Genomic DNA, 17,159 nt, shown 5'->3' with positions numbered 1-17,159 from the left:
TAGAACACGTTACAGAAATGGGGCGCCAGGGGTGGGCGGGTGCAGTGTGTGACCGGCGATCACGTCCCACGGATCCGCACCGTCGTCGAGGATCTCGCGCGCGAGGGACTCCGCCCAGTCCTGACCGGTGCCATATCGGTCCGACCAGGTCCACAGTCCGGTGGTGAACCGCCCCAGGCTGTGCTCCGAGGTGAAGCCGATCGCGCCGTGGATCTGGTATCCGGCGGACGCCACCTCGGTGGCGTACCGCGAGGTCACGACCTTCGCCGCCGCGACGGCAGTGTGGACCCGCGCCGGGTCTCCCGACGTGGACTCCACCGCGGCTCGCGCAGCGGTCTCCATGAGTGTGGTCTGCGCGGCCATCTCGGCCAGCCGCTGCTGGATGGCCTGGAATTTCGCCAGGGGACGCCCGAACTGGGTGCGCTCGGAGGCGTATCGGACCGTGTGCTCGCGGACCGCGCGGGCGGCCGCGGCCAGGGCGACGGTGTAGGCGAGCGCACCGCGCCGGCGCAGGTCCTCGACGCCGACGGGGGAGGGCGCGGAGAACGTCGCCGCGGCATCGCGAAAGACGATGTCGCCGTACGACACTCCCTGGAGGTCGGTTCCGGGTTCGATCTCGACGCCGGCGGCGTCGCGGGCGATGACGGCGACCAGCGGGCCGTCGGGTCCGGCCGCGAGGGCCACGATCACATCGCTGCCGTCGGTAAGTGTCACTCCGGTTGCCTTGCCCGACACCAGGATTCGATCCCCGTCGGCGCGGACGTCGGCGTCGTCGATCACTGCGACCGTCGCCGTCGAGTCGCCGAGTGGATGTCCGACGCCGCCGGCCAGCCACGACGCGAGCAGCGCGTGTTCGAGATAGGGAGTCACCGCCCCGGCTTCGGTGAGGGTCTCCAGGACAGCCAGTGCATCACCGAGCTCACCACCGTGCCCGCCCGCGTCCTCCGGGACGTCGACGCCGGTGAACCCGGCCTCGACGACGGCGGCCCACACGGCCGCGTCGGGTGCGGCGACCGGTGTTTGTGTGTCGGCCGGGATGCGGAGGAGCATCGCGGCGATGGTCGCCTTGAGGTCGTCGGCGAGGTCGGTCACCGAATCCCCAATCCGCGCGCGACGATCCCGCGCAGGATCTCGTTGGTCCCGCCGCGAAGCGTGAACGCCGGTGTGTGCAGAACGGATTGGGCCAGAAGTCGTTCGAGGTGTGTGCCGCCTTCGCGGCGCGGCACGATGCCGGAGGCGTCGCGGATGGCCGTCACCAGATCGCCCTCGAACGTCGAGCCGAGATCCTTGACCATGGCGGCGAGTACATCCGGTTTCCCTCCGTCCGACAGCTCGCGCGCCACCTGCCGCGACATCTGGCGCAATGCCCACGCCTCCGCCGTCAGCCGGCCCAGCGTCACCCGCTGGTTCGGGGTGGCTCCGTGGTCTCGCAGATGATCGCTCCACGCGCGCAGCAGCGGCAGTGTGCTGAGGTAGCGCTCCGGTCCGGATCGCTCGAAGGCCAATTCGCTCATCACCTGCTGCCAGCCGCGTCCGCGACGGCCGAGCAGTGCCGACGAATCCACGACCGCATCGTGGAAGACCACTTCGTTGAAGTGTGCCTGCCCGTCGATGCTCCGGATCGGCCGGACCTCGATGTCCGGATGGGGCAGGTCGACGACGAGCTGCGACAGTCCCTGCTGCCGGTCGTCGGGCGTGCCGTCCGTGCGGGCGAGCAGAACCATCGCGTGGGCCATGTGGGCACCGGTGGTCCACACCTTGGTGCCGCTGATCGTCCACGAATCACCGTTGTCGGTGGCTCGTGTCCGGACGCCGGCGAGGTCGGAACCCGCATCGGGTTCGCTCATGCCGATCGCGAAGTAGACGGTGCCCGCCGAGATCCCCGGGATGTAGCGGCGTCGTTGCTCCTCGGTCCCGTTGGCCAGGATGCCGGGCGCCATCTGCCGGTCGGCGATCCAGTGCGCGGCGACCGGGGCGCCGTGCGCCAGCATCTCCTCGGTGACGACGAACCGCTCGACGGGAGTGCGTCCCCGGCCGCCGTACTCGGTCGGCATCGTCATACCCAACCAGCCGCGTTCGCCGAGCCGGCGGCTGAAGGCGGGGTCGAAACCCGTCATCCAGCTGTCGACGTCGGGAGTGAATGCACCCGAATCGATCTCGGCGCGCAGGAACTCGCGGACCTCGGCGCGCAATGGGGATAGCTGAGCGTCGGTCACGACCGGCCGGGCCCCCGCGACGACCAGTTCTGGCCTTTGCGCGCCATCGACCACATCTGGGTGCCGCGTTCGATCTCGATCGCCGAATCCCAGGTCACCGCGGGCGGACCCAGCTCCAGTCGCACGCTCGACATGACCTTGCGGGTCAGTTCCGGGTCGCGGGCCGCGGGACCGATGAGGCCGTCCACGATCGCGGGGATCTCCTCGACCGGGGCCGCGGCGTAGGCGAGTCCTCGAGCGACGGCTTCGTGGCCGGTGAGCGCTTGACCGCAGGCTGCGAGCGCGATCGTGTCGGCGCGTCCCACCGCGCGGTTGAGCAAGGTCAGGTGACCGCCGCCGGGATGGATGCCGCGGGCAAGGAATCCGCTGTCCAAAACCGCGTCGGGGGTGGTGACGAGCAGGTCGACCGCCAAGGCCAGGTTGAGGCCCGCACCGACGGCACCTCCCACGACGACCCCAACGGTGGGGACCGGAAGGGAACCGACACGAACGAAGGCGGCGTACACGGCCGACAACTGCTTCACCGACTCCGGCGCCGCCGGATCGGCCGAGGCGCCCGCGAGGATTCGGGTGTCCGCGCCGCTGCAGAAATAGGAACCCGTGGCGTCGACGACCACCGCGCCGATTGTCTCGTCGTCGACCACCCGATCGCAGAACCGCTCGATCGCCGCGGCCATCTCGAGGGTGATCGCATTCTTGCGGCGCGGGTTGTCGAGCGTCAACCGGCCGATGCCGCCGTCGAACGAGGTGAGCACGGCGGCGTCGGCGGTGGGGCTCTCGGGATTCGGGGCGTCGGGACTCATGGGGAGAACGGTAGTCGTCCGCGGGGCGCTCGCGTAGGTGCCACGCGAATTGCGCACGGGACTCCTGCGCGAGTGGAACATGTTCTAAACTAGAACACGTTCACATTGGGAAGGTGAGGGCACAATGGCGGTTGACCAGCAGGTTCGCGAACAGATCGCTGCTGAGCTCTGGGAGTCGGAGGCCTCCGCGACGGCCATCGACCGTCCCACGGACTCCCATCCGGACCTCGACGTGGTCGATGCCTACGAGATCCAGCTGATCAACATCCGCAAGCGTCTCGACGCCGGCGCGAAGGTCGCCGGGCACAAGGTCGGCCTCGCATCAGAGGCGATGCAGAAGATGATGGGCGTCGACGAGCCCGATTACGGCCACCTCCTCGACGAGATGCAGTACTTCGAGGAGACTCCCATCGACGCGAAGAAGCTGTGCTTCCCGCGGGTCGAGGTGGAGGTCGGATTCATCCTGGGCGAGGACCTCCCCGGCGAGGGATGCACCAACGAGGACGTCATCGCCGCGGTCGAGTGGGTGGTGCCCTCGATCGAGCTCATCGACTCCCGGATCAAGGACTGGAAGATCACGCTGTGCGACACCATCGCCGACAACGCCTCGTCGTGCGGCTGGATTCTCGGGCAACAGCGAGTCCCGATCAGCGAGATCGACACCGGGGACATCGATGCGGTCCTGCATCGTAACGGGGAGATCGTGGCGAAGGGCAATTCATCTGCGGTGCTGGGACATCCGCTCAACGCGGTGTCGTGGCTGGCACGCAAGGTCGACAGCTTCGGTGTCCGGCTCCGCAAGGGGGACGTGATCCTGCCCGGCACGGCGACGCGGGCGATCGACATCTCCTCGGGTGATCACTTCGTGGCCGAGTTCGCCGGTCTCGGCTCGGTCACCCTCGACTTCACCTGACATACAACAGACTTCACCAACAAGAGGAGGGTCCACGTGGCGGCGAAACTGACCGCGGCGATCATCGGATCGGGCAACATCGGCACCGATCTGATGTACAAGCTGGAGCGTTCGGAGGTCATCGAACCCCGTTGGATGGTCGGCATCGACCCCGAGTCGGAGGGCATGAAACGTGCCGCCGACCACGGGCTCATCACGATGAGCGGCGGCGCGGACGAACTCCTCGGATCGCAGGACAAGCCCGACCTGATCTTCGAGGCCACGTCGGCGTACGTGCACCGTGAGTACGCACCCAAGTACGAGGCGGCCGGCATCACCGCGGTCGACCTCACCCCGGCGGCCGTCGGGCCGGCCGTGGTCCCGCCGGCAAACCTGCGCGAACACCTCGACGCCCCGAACACCAACATGATCACCTGCGGCGGGCAGGCGACGATCCCGATGGTGCACGCCGTCTCGTCGGTCGTGCCGGTGCCCTATGCGGAGATCGTGGCATCCGTGGCCTCGGTCTCGGCCGGTCCGGGCACGCGCGCCAACATCGACGAGTTCACCGCCACCACGTCGGCCGGTGTCGAGACGATCGGCGGAGCGAAGCGTGGCAAGGCGATCATCATCCTGAACCCGGCCGATCCGCCGATGATCATGCGCGACACCATCTTCTGCGCCATCCCCGAGGATGCCGACACCGATGCGATCGCGGAGTCGATCCACCGTCGGGAGAAGGAGATCCAGGCCTACGTGCCCGGCTATCGCCTGCTGCAGGACCCACAGTTCGACCCGCCGAGCGTCCTGAACGGCGGCTTCGCGCGCGTGTCGATCTTCGTGGAGGTCGAGGGGGCGGGCGACTTCCTGCCGCCCTACGCCGGAAACCTGGACATCATGACCGCCGCCGCGACCAAGGTCGGCGAAGAACTCGCAAAGAAGAAGTTGGGAGTCCCCGCATGAGCACCAACGTGGTCACCACCCCGCGCGACCCGAAGCTGATGGCCAACGCGCGCAAGTACTCCGACACCCTCGACATCCGCATCACGGACTCCTCGCTGCGCGACGGCAGTCATCACAAGCGTCACCAGTTCACCGAGGAGGAGGTGCGCGCGATCGTCGGTGCGCTCGACGAGGCCGGTGTGCCGGTCATCGAGGTGACCCACGGTGACGGACTCGGCGGCTCGTCGTTCAACTACGGGTTCTCCAAGACCCCGGAGCAACAGCTGATCAAGGCGGCCGCGGAGACCGCGAAGCGCGCCAAGATCGCCTTCCTGATGCTGCCCGGCCTGGGCACGAAGGACGACATCCGGGCCGCGCAGGACAACGGCGGCCAGATCTGCCGCATCGCCACCCACTGCACCGAGGCCGACGTCTCCATCCAGCACTTCGGTCTCGCACGCGATCTCGGACTCGAGACCGTCGGCTTCCTGATGATGAGCCACAGCCAGCCGCCGGAGGTCATCGCCAAGCAGGCTCGCATCATGGCCGACGCCGGATGCCAGTGCGTCTACGTCGTGGACTCCGCGGGTGCGCTCGTGCTCGAGGACGTCACCGTGCGGGTGGAGGCACTGGTCGCCGAACTCGGCGACGACGCCCAGGTCGGGTTCCACGGTCACGAGAACCTCGACATCGCGGTCGCCAACTCGGTCAACGCGATTCGTGCCGGCGCCCAGCAGATCGACGGGTCGATCCGACGCTTCGGAGCCGGCGCGGGCAACACGCCCACCGAGGCCTTCGTCGGGGTGTGCGACAAGCTCGGGATCACCACCGGCGTCGACTTCATGAAGATCGCCGACGCCGCGCAGGACGTGGTTCGCCCGGCGATGCCGTCGGAGTGCCTGGTGGACCGCCCGGCGATGATGATGGGATACGCCGGCTGCTACAGCTCGTTCCTCAAGCATGCCGAGGGCCATGCCGAACGCTACGGCGTCTCGGCGGCAGAGATCCTGCTCGAGGCCGGCGCGCGCAAACTCGTCGGCGGCCAGGAGGATCAGCTCATCGACATCGCGCTCGAGCTGAAGAAGAAGCAAGACGCCAATGCCGGTGTCTGAGAACGCCGAAGGTTCCGGCTTCGACCCGAAGCGGTACGGCCCGTGGGCGGTGATCGCCGGCGGATCCGAGGGCGTGGGTGCGTCGTTCGCCCACCAGCTCGCCGACGCCGGGATCAACGTCGTACTGGTCGCGCGCAAGCCCGGACCCCTGGAGGAGACGGCTGAGGAGGTCCGGGCCCGCGGTGTGCAGGCGCTGACCCTGTCGGCCGATCTCACCGATCCGTCGGTCATCGACGAGATCATCTCGGTCACCGACGATCTCGATGTCGGCCTGTTCATCTACAACGCCGGTGCGAACACATATGGCAACGACTTCGTCGAGGGCGACCTCGAGAAGTTCCAGACCGTCATCGATCTCAACATCACCGCCCAGCTGGCGCTCGTGCACCACTTCGGTGCGCGGTTGCGGGCGAGGGGGAGCGGCGGGTTGTTGCTCGTCGGTTCCATGAGCGGCTACCTCGGCGGCAAGCATCTCTCGATCTACGGTGCCGTGAAGGCCTTCGGGCGCGTGTTCGCCGAGTCGCTCTGGCTCGAGCTGCGTGACCACGGCGTCGACGTTCTCGAGCTCGTGCTCGGCGTGACGCGCACGCCGGCCATGGAGCGGGCCGGGATGAATCTCGGTGGGCCGCTGAAGGCGAGCGAGCCCGAGGACGTCGCGCGCGAAGGACTCGAACATCTCGCCGACGGCCCGGTGTGGGTGGCCGGCGGCAACGCGCGTCGAGTGGAGAAGATCAACGGTCCCGACCGGCGCAGCCTGATCCTGGCCCAGCACGAGGCGATGCTGAAACTGTTCCCGCAGAAGGCAGCCGCCTCCGCGGCGCCGACGCGGAGCTGAGAGTGCGCCTCGGCATCACCAGCCCGATCGTCACGCGTCTGCCCGGTGTCGCCGGGGAATGGGAGGCGACGGCGGGGATCGCCGAACTCGCCGAGATCGCTGCCGCCGCGGACGAACTGGGTTCGAGTACCTGAGCTGCAGCGAACACGTGGCCGTGCCCGCCGAGATCGCCGCGCAGCGTGGTGGAACCTACTGGGACCCGTTGTCCACCTTCGGGTTTCTCGCCGGCCGAACCCGGAACATTCGATTCCTCACCCAGGTGCTGGTCCTCGGCTACCATCATCCCCTGGCCATCGCCAAACGGTACGGAACCCTGGACGCCGTCAGTGGTGGCCGCGTCACTCTCGGTGTCGGAGTCGGTTCGCTGCGTGAGGAGTTCGAGCTGCTCGGCGTCGAGTTCGACGGCCGCGGAGATCGCGCCGACGACGCGTTACGCGCTCTCCGGGCGTCGCTGTCGGCATCCGAGCCGGAGTATGAGGGCACCTATTACCGGTTCGGAGGACTGATCGTCGAACCGTGTGCGGTGCAAGAGCGTCTGCCGATCTGGGTGGGCGGGCGAACGCAGCGGTCGCTCCGCCGGGCAATCGATCTGGGCGACGGTTGGGTTCCGTTCGGGCTGAGTCGATCCCGGCTCCGGGAGATGCTCGGATCGGTCGAGGTGCCGGACCGCTTCGAGATCGTTCTCGGTGCCGGGCCGCTCGATCCGGAGGACGCCGACGGCACCGCCGCCGAACTGGAGAAGACCCGCGCGGCCGGGGCGACGATCGTCGGCGTGACGATCCGGGCGTCGTCGGCCGACCACTACGTCAGCCAACTGCGATGTCTCGCTCAGCTGGCCGGACGGGAGGGATGATCACAGTGACGGCCGAACAGCGACTGATGCGGCTCGAGGACACCGTCCGGCTCCTCGCCGACGAACGGGAGATAACGCGACTCGTCACCGCCTATGGGCCACTCGTCGACAGCGGGGACGCCGACGCGGTGGCCGCACTGTGGACACCGGACGGCATCTACGACGTCGACGGCCTCTTCATGCACGGCCGCGACGACATCGTCGCGATGGTCCGTTCCGATGCCCATCAGGGACTCATCGCCCGTGGATGCACGCACCTCCAGGGCGCGGTCCACGTGAACGTCGAAGGCGACGAGGCGATCGCCGCGAGTCACTCACTCCTGGTCATCGCCGGTGACAAGGGTTTTCGCGTCGTCCGCGCGACCGCGCACCACTGGAAGTTCGTGCGCACCGGTGCGTGCTGGAAGGTCGCACGTCGAACGAGTCGTGCTCTCGACGGGACGCCGGACGCGCACCGACTTCTCAACCACGGGGTGCACGGGACCGACGTCGGGGACCGCAACGTGCCCTGAGCGCTCAGGAACGCCCGATGTGTGACAGGAAGTCGCGCGCGGCGCCGGCGGTGGGCTGTGGACCCGACAACCACACCGCGCGCAACGGACGCTCGAGGTGGAGATCGTCGACCGGGATGCGGATCAGCCGGCGGTCGAGGTCGTCGGCGACCGACAGATTGCTGAGGACCGCCGGGCCGGCACCCGCGATGACCGCCGCGCGAACAGATGCTGTCGTCGACAATTCCAGCACCGGTGCGGTGACCTCGCGCGAGGGTCCCAGCGCTCGCGTCAGCGCGCGTTCGAAGAACTCGCGTGTGCCCGAACCCTCTTCGCGCGTCACCAGCGCGGTGTGGGTGAGGTCGGCGGCCACGATGCGACGGCGGACGCGTGTCCACGGATGACCGGGCGGCACGACGACGACCAGCTCGTCACGGGCGATCGTCCGGCTTCTGAGCCCCGGTGCCACGCGGGGTCCTTCGACGAACCCGAGTTCGACCTCGCCGTCGCGCACCAGCGTGCAGACCTGGTCGGAGTTGGCTGCGGTGAACGACACCTTGGGTGCGGGGTCGTGCTGGGCCGCGAACGACACGAGCCATCGCGGAAGGAGATGCTCGGCGACGGTGAGACTCGCGGCCAGCCGCAGCTGATCGCGTCGTTCCAGGCGCAGCGCGGAGAGCCCGGCATCGAATTCGCCTGCCAGTGTGAGCAATCGGTCCGCCCACTCGGCGACGAGCCGCCCGGCCTGAGTCGGTACCGATCCGCGCGGCGTTCGAGTCAGTAGTCCGACGCCGAGCTGGGTCTCCAACGCACGGATGCGTGCCGACACCGCCTGCTGGGTGATACCGAGCTCCGACGCCGCGGCATTGAGGCTGCCGGTGCCGACGACCCTCTGCAGGGTCTCCAGCGATGCGAGGTCGGGCATCCGGGGACTGAGCACCATCGCCCGAGGGTACAACCGTTCGTGGTACCCCGGCTACAAGCCAGGTTTGTACCCTGTCAACGATTCGGGTGCTACCGGCCGTCGGGCATCGCCGGGATCGTGGTGGACATGATCACGATGACCGCGTCGGCGACCGGCGCACCCGTCCGGACCACCTGGTTCCCGCCCAACTGGTTCGCGGCCGTGATGGGTACGGGGGTCATCGCGATCGCCGCGCACGGTCTCCCGTGGCAGCCGGCCGGTCTGAGTGCCGTGGCCGTCGGGTTCTGGCTGCTGGCCGGCATCGTCTTCGGAAGCGTGGTCGCGGCCACGATCGGCCACTGGAGAGCCGACCCGGACATCGCTCGCGGCCACCACGAGCACCACATCGTCGCGCATTTCTACGGAGCGGTGCCGATGGCGATCATGACCGTGGGGACCAGCACCCTCGTGGTGGGCGCCGGGATCGTCGGCCGGGACCTCGCCCTCGGCGTCGACGTCGTGTGCTGGATCGTCGGCACGGCCGGCGGCGTGGTCACCGCGCTGGTCATCCCGTATCGCCACCTGATCCTCGGTCGCGCCGGCGTCGACGACGCCTTCGGCGGCTGGTTGATGCCGGTCGTGCCGCCGATGGTGTCGGCGTCGGCCGCGGCGATCCTGTCGGGTCAGCTCGACCCCGGGTGGACGCGGGACCTGGTACTCGGCGTCGGATGCGCGATGTTCGGTCTGGCGGTGCTCGCCGCCACGCCCATCCTGGTCACGCTCCTCCGGCGGTTCCGCACCGGGGACCACGGCGCCGCACACATGGTGCCGACCTGGTGGATCGTGCTGGGCCCGCTCGGGCAGTCGGTCACGGCGGCCTGCCTGCTCGCGCACGCGGCGCAGCACGCAGTGCCCGCACCGGTCGCGGGTGCCATGCACGAGTTCGCGGTCGCTTACGGTCTGGCCGTCTGGGTGGCGGCAACGGCGTGGATCGGTGTCGCCACCCGGATCACCGTCCGCACGGCGCGCGCGGGGATGCCGTTCGCGATGACCTGGTGGTCGTTCACCTTCCCGGTGGGTACCTACGTGACCGGCTCTTCCGCGCTGCTGCTCACCCTGGGCTGGACGGTGTTCGAGATCGCGGCGATCGCCGGGTTCTCGGTGCTGGTGGCCGCCTGGTTCGTCGTCGCCGCCCGGACCGCCCGAGGCGTCGTCTCCGGCGAACTCCTCCGCCTGCCGGCATAGTCCCGCGATCCGGGCGCTGTGTTGCGAGGCGGGTTGACGTTGCGAGGCGGGTTGACGTTGCGAGGCGGGTTGACGTTGCGAGGACGGTTGACGCCTGCCGGGTACGACAGGATCATCGGAGACGCACCACCGGAAGGTCGCGCCCGGACACACCTGTGCCGAGCACCCAGCTACCGGAAGGAGTCCCCATGGCAGCCGTACAACCGTGGACCGAAGGAGAAGCGAACGACGCCGACGTCGTCGAGCAGACGATGCCGGCCGAGCCCGCCGACGAGGAGGCTCCCGCCGACTCCGAGTCCGAGTCCGAAGGGCCGGACATCGCCCTGGAAGCCAACGTCGCGGACGTCGTGGAACAAGCCACCGATGTCGGCCCCGACGACTCCGACGAATACCCGCCGGGCGATCGGTAGAGAACACACGCACAGACGCGCATCACCTCTACCGATCGCGCCGTGTCACATCCCGGCCGGCGGGTGTCCCAAGCAGATCAGCGCGCCCAGTGGGTCCTTGATGGCCGCGAGCGTCCCGTACGGAGTGTCCTCACCGGGCATCAGGATCTCACCGCCGAGGGATTCGACCTGCTTGACCGTCGCCGCCACGTCGTCGACGGTGATGTAGATCTGCCAGAACGACGGCACCTCGTCGGGAAAGAGCGTGGAGGCGTCCATGATCCCCGCGTAGGACTCCTCGCCGTAGAAGATCTGCCCGTAATGGTCGGGGCCCACGGCGTCGGGGTCGCCGCCGGTGCCGACCTCCTCGATCCGCGCCCCGAGCACGGTGCGATAGAAGTCGAGCGACTTGGCGTAATCCTTGGACTGGCACTCGAACCAGTAGGGGGTGCCGTGATCACCGAACTCGGAATATCCCTTGTGCTGCTTCGGTTGCCAGAAGCCGATGACCGCTCCGGCGGAATCGGTCGCCACCATCATCGTGCCCTCCTCGCCGACCGGCATCGGTGGGACCATGATGCTGCCGCCGGCCTGTTCGACGGCGTTCGCGGTGGCGTTCGCGTCCTCGGTGTGCAGGTACACCGACCAGATGTTCGGCGGTCCGGCCTCCTCCATCGCAGGACTCAATCCGGCGACCGGCTTCCCGTTCTTGGTGAAGTTCCGATATCCGCCGAACTCCTCGGTGGGTTCCTCGGTCTCCCACCCGAAGATCTCACCGTAGAACTGTTCGGCCTTCTCGGTGTCGCTGCTCATGAGGTCGAACCAGATCGGCGCCCCGGACGGGGCTGCGTACTCGGCCATGTTCTCGTGTCCCTTCGTTTGTCATGCGGAGTGTTGTTGAACGACTGAGGTGGAGACTCTCAGCGTCGCGCAAACTCATCGCTGCGACAGCGGGTTCGGGCGCTGACGGGAGATCGATACCGGGGCGTGATTTCGACACGGCTCCTCGCTGCGCTCGGTGCCGGCTCAATCAGCGGGGGAACGGCTCGTCGCACCTCCTCGCCTACTCAATCAGCGGGGGTGGCGCTCCTCTGCCGGCCGAGTAGCGCCGACCGAGCGCAGCGAGGACGCCGCGTATCGAGGTCGCTCGGTGCCGGCTCAATCAGCGGGGGTGGCGCTCCTCTGCCGGCCGCGTATCGAGGTCCCTCGCCTACTCGATCGCCGGGTCGGGGGAGATGGCAACCTGGGTGGCATGACGACAGAATCGGGCATCGTCGCCAGACTTCGCGTTCTGGTGTGGCCTGCCGCCCTCGTCGGTGGACTCCTCCTGGTGCTGTTCGCACAGGTGGAGTGGGGAAGCACCGACGAGGGCGTGCAACCGTCCATCACCGGGCTCGGACGGGTGACCGTCCCGGGGGCGAGCGATGAGGACGTGGCCTTCTTCTTCGAGGACGACACCGACCGGCCCGGTCTGAGCGTGGTCGTCCTCGGTGCGGTCATCGCAGTGGTCGCCGCGTTGGGGTGGTGGCGCGCACGTCTCCGTCCGGCGGCGATCGGTGTGATCGGCCTGGCCTCGGTCATCGCCGCGGCCGTCGGGATCCGGACGTTGGGTGATCCGGCCGCGCACCTGTTCTCCGACCGGGTCACCGAGGCCCTCGACCTCGAACTCCCGACGATGCAGCCCGGTTACGGACTGATCGGCACCGTGGTGGTCGCGGTGCTCTTGTTCGTCGTCGTGGGGTTCGCGGTGGTGACCTCGGTGTGGCCCGGACGGTCGCCTGATGCCGACCGGGTCAGCCGAAACGACGAATCGTCTTGATGGGTCCCATGTCCTTGACCTTGGTGAAGCCGATGGGTTTGCCGGTGGTGTAGGCGTTGAACAGGCGGCCGCCGCCGGCGTAGATGCCGACGTGTCCGGCGTCGCGGCCGAAGATGATGATGTCGCCGGGGGCAAGGGCGTTGAACGGGATCGCGTTGCCGACCCTCGCCTGTTGCTGGCTGGTCCGGGGCAGTTTGACGCCTGCGGTGTAGAACGCCCACTGCACCAGTCCGGAGCAGTCCCAGGAGTGCGGTCCGGTGCCACCCCAGCGGTACGGCTTGCCGATCTGGGTCATCGACGCGGCGAGCGCGGTCAAGCCGGTGGGGGTGGGCACGGGGAGGTAGATCGGCACCGATCCCGTCGAATCGCTGGAGCCGGAACTGGACCCCGCTGCCGCGGCCTTTCCGGCATCAGCGAACGGCGAGCCGGCGAACGGTGCCGCGACAGCCAACGCGGCGGAAAGAGCAACAGCACAGGTGACCCGCGTACAGCGGGTTCGCAAATCGGACATGATGATCAGATTGGCCGACCGGATGCCCGCGTGTCGCCGATAGTTCTCGACGTGTGATGAAGGTGTGACCGTTGTGATGCGTGGGGTCGGTGTTAATCAATGTTCCACACGAGGCTCACAATGGCATGTCACCAATATCCGTCGGGATCGGTCGTAGGCGATTCGGCGGGAATGATTCCCTCTGCGACGCCGTGATCGATACTCGCCGACAATCGGACGCAGGTCGGCATCATCGCACCCGGGAGCAGAGGTCCGTTCCCGTCGTCGCCGCCGGCACGCATCTGTTCGAGGCCGAGGCATCGACTCCGGGCGTCGGCGTTCCACTGCACGCTCGTGTGAAACGAGCTGGTTTTCTTGACCAGCACGCACGCGTGGCAGGCGCGGCATTCGATCTCGCGCATGCCGCCCTGCAGGTAGTGCTCGCGATCGCGCTGTGTTGCCGCATGGACCCGGGCCGCCCGGTCGGGATCGTCGCCGAAATCAGGCGCCTTGGCCCAGTGTGCTCGTGCTGCGGCCCGGGTCATCGTCAGACCTGCGCCTTCTCCGAGGAGTCCGCGGCGCCGTCCGGCGATGTCTCGTTCCCTGCCTTGTCGGACTCGGCCTTCTCGGCTTCCTGACGCCGGAGGTTCTCCTGGATCTCGGCGTTCCAGCTCTCGAGCGCCTTCGAGGTGTCGATCTCGTACTCGAACCGGCCGGTCATCTCATCGGTGATGTCGGCCTTGTCGACGTAGAACTGCTCGTACCAGCGTCGGAGCTGATACACCGGGCCGTCTTCCTCGACGAGGAGCGGGTTGTCGATGCGGGTCTTGTTCTTCCAGATCTCCACATCCTGCAGGAAGCCGACCTCGACGCCGGAGCTGATCTTGGTCGCCATCTTCGTCGCCTGCTCGGCGGTGAGTCCCTCGGGAACCTTCGCCATCACGCCGTACATCAGGACGAAAGAGTTCTCGTCGATCGGATAATGGCAATTCGTCAGAATCGTCTCGACGGCGTAACCGCCGTAGTACTGGACCATCGGGTTCAGCATGTAAGACGGTCCGTAATAGGCGGCGATCGATTCGAGTCGGCTGTCGCCGTAGTTGGTGCCGAGCGTGACATCAGGGCGCCCATGCGAATTCATGTACTGGGCGGCGATCTCGCCCTCGAAGACATTCTTGAAATAGTCCGGCAAAGCGAAATGCACGTAGTAGAAGTGCGCCATGTCGACGACGTTGTCGATGATCTCGCGGCAGTTGGAGCCCTCGATGACGATCCGGTTCCACGTCCAGTCGGTCCACTCCTCGGAGCCGAACTCGGCCAGCTCGGGGATGATGACCTCGTCCGGCGGCGGGTTGCCCTCGGGGTCGTTGTAGACGAAGACCTGACCGTTGCGGACCATCGACGGCCACGACCGGGTCTTGGCCAGCTTGGGGTTGCGCTTGGCATACGGCACGCCGGCGCAGCGGCCGTTACCCTTCCACAGCCAACCGTGGAACGGGCACGCGACGTTGTCGCCGGACAGCTTGCCCTGCGAGAGGTCACCGCCCATGTGACGGCAGAATGCGTCGAGGATGTTCAGCTCGCCCTTGGTGTCGACCCATACGACGAGTTTGGTGCCGAAGACCTGGACGGAGTGGGGTTTGCCGTCGTCGTACTCGCTCTTCAGGCCCAGACAATGCCACCCGCGGGCGAACCGGGTGGGCGGCGCGCCGGTGTCGATCTCCCGGATACCCACCTCGGTGTCGGGTGCAGATGACATATGCCCTCTCCTGTCTGTGACTGGTGTCGCATCGAACCTCTGCTCCCAATACTAGAACACGTTTCAAAAACTTTGGACGGATCGTCCCCCAGATCGGCGATAGGTGCTGCACATGGGCATAAAGTCCCGGTGCTCGACAGAAATGAGAACGTGTTCTAATCTCAAACTCGAAGAGTAAGCGGCCGGTGCGTCCGGCCGAGGGAGAGACAGGTAGGAGCAGGCGAGATGCCAGCACAACGGAGCGAAGCCGCCGAGCAGGTCCTGGAGAAGATCAACGCACTGCTCCCGGAGATCGAACAGCGTGCACAGGCCACCGAGGATCTGCGTCGAATCCCCGACGAGACCGTGTCCAGCCTCGAGACGGCCGGCTTCTTCAGGCTGATGCAGCCCGAGCAGTGGGGTGGATACCAGGTCGATCCGGTGACCTTCTACGAGGCCGTGCGACGCATCGCCTCGGCATGCGGGTCGACGGGTTGGGTGTCGGGCATCATCGGCATCCACAACTGGCACCTGGCGCTCTTCGACCAGCAGGCGCAGGAAGATGTCTGGGGCAAGGACACCAACGTCCGCATCTCGTCGTCGTACGCGCCGATGGGTATGGGTGAGGTCGTCGACGGCGGCTACAAGGTCAACGGGTCGTGGGCCTGGTCGTCGGGCTGCGACACCGCCGACTGGGTGTTCGTCGGCGGTCCGGTCATCAAGAACGGCAAGCCGGTCGACTTCGTCAGCTTCCTGATCCCGCGCGAGGACTACACGATCAAGGACGTGTGGAACGTCGTCGGTCTGCGCGGCACCGGGTCCAACACCATCGAGGTCAAGGACGTCTTCGTGCCCCGCCACCGCATGCTCAGCATGCGCACGATGTCGATGGGGCAGAGCCCGGGCCTCGAGCAGAACACCGCGCCGGTATACAAGATGCCCTGGGGCACAATCCATCCGAGTACCATCGCGACGCCGATCGTCGGTATGGCCTACGGCGCCTACCATGCTCACGTCGAACATCAGGGCAAGCGTGTCCGCGCCGCCTACGCCGGGGAGAAGGCCAAGGACGATCCGTTCGCCAAGGTCCGGATCGCCGAGGCCGCCAGCGACATCGACGCCGCATGGCGACAGCTGTCGGGCAACCTGCAGGCCGAATACGACCTGATCCTCGCCGGTGAGGAGATCCCGATGGAACTGCGTCTGTCGGCCCGTCGCGACCAGGTGCGCGCCACCGGTCGGGCGATCTCCGCCATCGACCGTCTCTTCGAGAACTCGGGCGCCCATGCGCTGGAGAACGGGACCCCGATCCAGCGCTTCTGGCGCGACGCCCACGCCGGCCGCGTGCACGCCGCCAATGACCCGGAACGCGCCTACGTCGCATACGGCAACGGCGAGTTCGGGATTCCCATCGGCGACACGATGGTCTAGGTGACCCTTCGAGACGCTCGCAAGCTCGCTCCTCAGGGAGCGGGAAGCGCTCGCAAGCTCGCTCCTCAGGGAGCAAAAGGAGTGAAGATGAGTGACAGTCCGATCCGTTCATTGGGATACATGAGGATCGAGGCGACCGACGTCGAGGCGTGGCGCACCTATGGTCTCAAGGTCCTCGGCATGATCGAGGGCTCGGGACTCACCGAGGGCGCGCTCTACCTGCGGATGGACGATTTCCCCGCGCGCCTGGTCATCGTGCCCGCCGAACACGACCGCCTGTCCTGTGCAGGTTGGGAGGTCGCGAATGCCGCTGCGCTACAGGAGGTCCGCGACCGACTGGCCGCTGCGCACGTCGTCTTCCGCGAAGGCAAGGACGAGGAGATCGCCGATCGTCGCGTCGCCGAGATGATCGTGTTCGACGATCCCGCCGGCAACACCCTCGAGGTGTTCCACGGGGCCGCGCTCGAGCACCGTCGCATCGTCAGCCCGTACGGCCACCGTTTCGTCACCGAGGAGCAGGGGCTCGGCCACGTCGTCCTCACCTGTGAGGACGACAAGGCGGCTCTCGAGTTCTACCGAGACGTATTGGGATTCAAGCTCCGCGACTCGATGCGCCTGCCCCCGCAGGTCGTCGGACGCGAAGAGGGCGACGAGGTGCCGTGGCTGCGCTTCCTCGGCTGTAACCCGCGTCATCACTCCTTGGCGTTCCTGCCGATCCCCAACAGCACCGGCATCGTCCACCTGATGGTGGAGGTCGAGAACTCCGACGACGTGGGGCTCTGCCTCGACCGCGCATTGCGCAAGAAGGTGCCGATGTCGGCGACGCTCGGCCGGCACGTCAACGACCTGATGCTCTCCTTCTACATGAAGACGCCGGGCGGTTTCGACGTCGAGTTCGGTTGCGAGGGAAGAACGGTCAACGACGACGAGTGGATCGCACGCGAGAGCACCGCGGTCAGTCTCTGGGGGCATGACTTCAGCGTCGGGTTCAAGAACTGA

The 17,159-nt window shown here is 67.3% G+C and carries 18 protein-coding genes and 1 pseudogene; 11 read left to right on the top strand and 8 right to left on the bottom strand.

Features of this window, described 5'->3' with window-relative positions; genetic code table 11:
• Positions 1-9: 9 nt before the first annotated feature.
• Genes BPODLACK_RS00535 through BPODLACK_RS00525 form a run of 3 tightly spaced genes read right to left on the bottom strand, consistent with a single transcriptional unit; the run spans position 10 to position 3,019 of the window.
• Positions 10-1,092 (bottom strand): acyl-CoA dehydrogenase family protein, encoded by a 1,083-nt coding sequence (locus BPODLACK_RS00535; RefSeq protein ID WP_159404489.1) that lies wholly within the window; start codon positions 1,090-1,092, stop codon positions 10-12.
• A complete protein-coding gene (locus tag BPODLACK_RS00530; protein WP_159404488.1) occupies positions 1,089-2,216 on the bottom strand; it encodes an acyl-CoA dehydrogenase family protein in 1,128 nt (375 codons plus the stop codon). Before BPODLACK_RS00530 ends, BPODLACK_RS00535 begins: the two co-directional genes overlap by 4 nt.
• On the bottom strand, positions 2,213-3,019 hold the full coding sequence (locus BPODLACK_RS00525) for an enoyl-CoA hydratase-related protein (protein ID WP_159404487.1): 807 nt from the start codon (positions 3,017-3,019) through the stop codon (positions 2,213-2,215). Before BPODLACK_RS00525 ends, BPODLACK_RS00530 begins: the two co-directional genes overlap by 4 nt.
• A 124-nt stretch (positions 3,020-3,143) precedes the next feature.
• Between BPODLACK_RS00525 and BPODLACK_RS00520 the strand changes: the two genes are divergently transcribed.
• From BPODLACK_RS00520 to BPODLACK_RS00495, 6 genes and pseudogenes are all read left to right on the top strand, one after another.
• Positions 3,144-3,932, top strand: coding sequence for a 2-keto-4-pentenoate hydratase (locus BPODLACK_RS00520; protein WP_159404486.1), 789 nt, complete (start codon positions 3,144-3,146; stop codon positions 3,930-3,932).
• A 36-nt stretch (positions 3,933-3,968) separates the two neighbouring features.
• Positions 3,969-4,874, top strand: a complete 906-nt coding sequence (locus tag BPODLACK_RS00515) for an acetaldehyde dehydrogenase (acetylating) (RefSeq protein WP_159404485.1) — start codon at positions 3,969-3,971, stop codon at positions 4,872-4,874.
• On the top strand, positions 4,871-5,965 hold the full coding sequence (gene dmpG / locus BPODLACK_RS00510) for a 4-hydroxy-2-oxovalerate aldolase (protein ID WP_159404484.1): 1,095 nt from the start codon (positions 4,871-4,873) through the stop codon (positions 5,963-5,965). Before BPODLACK_RS00515 ends, dmpG begins: the two co-directional genes overlap by 4 nt.
• A complete protein-coding gene (locus BPODLACK_RS00505) occupies positions 5,952-6,800 on the top strand; it encodes an SDR family NAD(P)-dependent oxidoreductase (RefSeq protein ID WP_159404483.1) in 849 nt (282 codons plus the stop codon). The genes dmpG and BPODLACK_RS00505 overlap by 14 nt, the downstream gene beginning before the upstream one ends.
• A 2-nt stretch (positions 6,801-6,802) precedes the next feature.
• A pseudogene (locus BPODLACK_RS00500) lies at positions 6,803-7,653 on the top strand (TIGR03619 family F420-dependent LLM class oxidoreductase).
• Entirely contained in the window at positions 7,650-8,165 is a 516-nt protein-coding gene (locus BPODLACK_RS00495; protein WP_236577579.1) for a nuclear transport factor 2 family protein, read from the top strand. Before BPODLACK_RS00500 ends, BPODLACK_RS00495 begins: the two are co-directional and overlap by 4 nt.
• A 4-nt stretch (positions 8,166-8,169) precedes the next feature.
• Here the strand turns inward: BPODLACK_RS00495 and BPODLACK_RS00490 are convergent, their stop codons facing one another.
• Positions 8,170-9,087 (bottom strand): LysR family transcriptional regulator, encoded by a 918-nt coding sequence (locus BPODLACK_RS00490; RefSeq protein ID WP_159404482.1) that lies wholly within the window; start codon positions 9,085-9,087, stop codon positions 8,170-8,172.
• A gap of 108 nt (positions 9,088-9,195) precedes the next feature.
• On the opposite strand from BPODLACK_RS00490, the gene BPODLACK_RS00485 reads away from it, so the two are divergent.
• Together BPODLACK_RS00485 and BPODLACK_RS00480 are read left to right on the top strand one after the other, a co-directional pair.
• A complete protein-coding gene (locus tag BPODLACK_RS00485) occupies positions 9,196-10,293 on the top strand; it encodes a TDT family transporter (protein ID WP_159404481.1) in 1,098 nt (365 codons plus the stop codon).
• A gap of 188 nt (positions 10,294-10,481) precedes the next feature.
• The gene (locus BPODLACK_RS00480; protein ID WP_159404480.1) at positions 10,482-10,703 is read left to right on the top strand and encodes a hypothetical protein; all 222 of its coding nucleotides are present in this window, start codon (positions 10,482-10,484) and stop codon (positions 10,701-10,703) included.
• Positions 10,704-10,748: 45 nt separating this feature from the next.
• Here the strand turns inward: BPODLACK_RS00480 and BPODLACK_RS00475 are convergent, their stop codons facing one another.
• Positions 10,749-11,543: a VOC family protein gene (locus BPODLACK_RS00475; protein WP_159404479.1), complete on the bottom strand. Its 795-nt coding sequence runs from the start codon at positions 11,541-11,543 to the stop codon at positions 10,749-10,751.
• A gap of 391 nt (positions 11,544-11,934) precedes the next feature.
• Between BPODLACK_RS00475 and BPODLACK_RS00470 the strand changes: the two genes are divergently transcribed.
• Complete coding sequence (locus BPODLACK_RS00470; protein ID WP_159404478.1) at positions 11,935-12,501, top strand: hypothetical protein; 567 nt, start codon at positions 11,935-11,937, stop codon at positions 12,499-12,501.
• Here BPODLACK_RS00470 and BPODLACK_RS00465 read toward each other — a convergent pair.
• From BPODLACK_RS00465 to BPODLACK_RS00455, 3 genes are all read right to left on the bottom strand, one after another.
• Positions 12,476-13,012 carry a C40 family peptidase gene (locus BPODLACK_RS00465; RefSeq protein WP_159404477.1) on the bottom strand — a complete coding sequence of 179 codons (537 nt, stop codon included), beginning with the start codon at positions 13,010-13,012 and terminating at the stop codon, positions 12,476-12,478. The two genes, BPODLACK_RS00470 and BPODLACK_RS00465, sit on opposite strands and share 26 nt — an antisense overlap.
• A 128-nt stretch (positions 13,013-13,140) precedes the next feature.
• A complete protein-coding gene (locus BPODLACK_RS00460) occupies positions 13,141-13,536 on the bottom strand; it encodes a hypothetical protein (protein ID WP_006435739.1) in 396 nt (131 codons plus the stop codon).
• Between the two features lie 2 nt (positions 13,537-13,538).
• Complete coding sequence (locus BPODLACK_RS00455; RefSeq protein WP_159404476.1) at positions 13,539-14,750, bottom strand: Rieske 2Fe-2S domain-containing protein; 1,212 nt, start codon at positions 14,748-14,750, stop codon at positions 13,539-13,541.
• Positions 14,751-14,975: 225 nt separating this feature from the next.
• Between BPODLACK_RS00455 and hsaA the strand changes: the two genes are divergently transcribed.
• Both hsaA and hsaC read left to right on the top strand, forming a co-directional pair.
• Positions 14,976-16,160 carry a 3-hydroxy-9,10-secoandrosta-1,3,5(10)-triene-9,17-dione monooxygenase oxygenase subunit gene (gene hsaA, locus BPODLACK_RS00450; RefSeq protein WP_159404475.1) on the top strand — a complete coding sequence of 395 codons (1,185 nt, stop codon included), beginning with the start codon at positions 14,976-14,978 and terminating at the stop codon, positions 16,158-16,160.
• An 87-nt stretch (positions 16,161-16,247) separates the two neighbouring features.
• Positions 16,248-17,159: an iron-dependent extradiol dioxygenase HsaC gene (hsaC, locus tag BPODLACK_RS00445; protein ID WP_006435736.1), complete on the top strand. Its 912-nt coding sequence runs from the start codon at positions 16,248-16,250 to the stop codon at positions 17,157-17,159.

Source organism: Gordonia sp. YY1, assembly GCF_009872315.1.
Classification (GTDB): Bacteria; Actinomycetota; Actinomycetes; order Mycobacteriales; family Mycobacteriaceae; genus Gordonia; species Gordonia amicalis.
The sequence above is the reverse complement of the archived record's forward strand: the minus strand, read 5'-3'. Positions and strand labels throughout refer to the sequence as shown.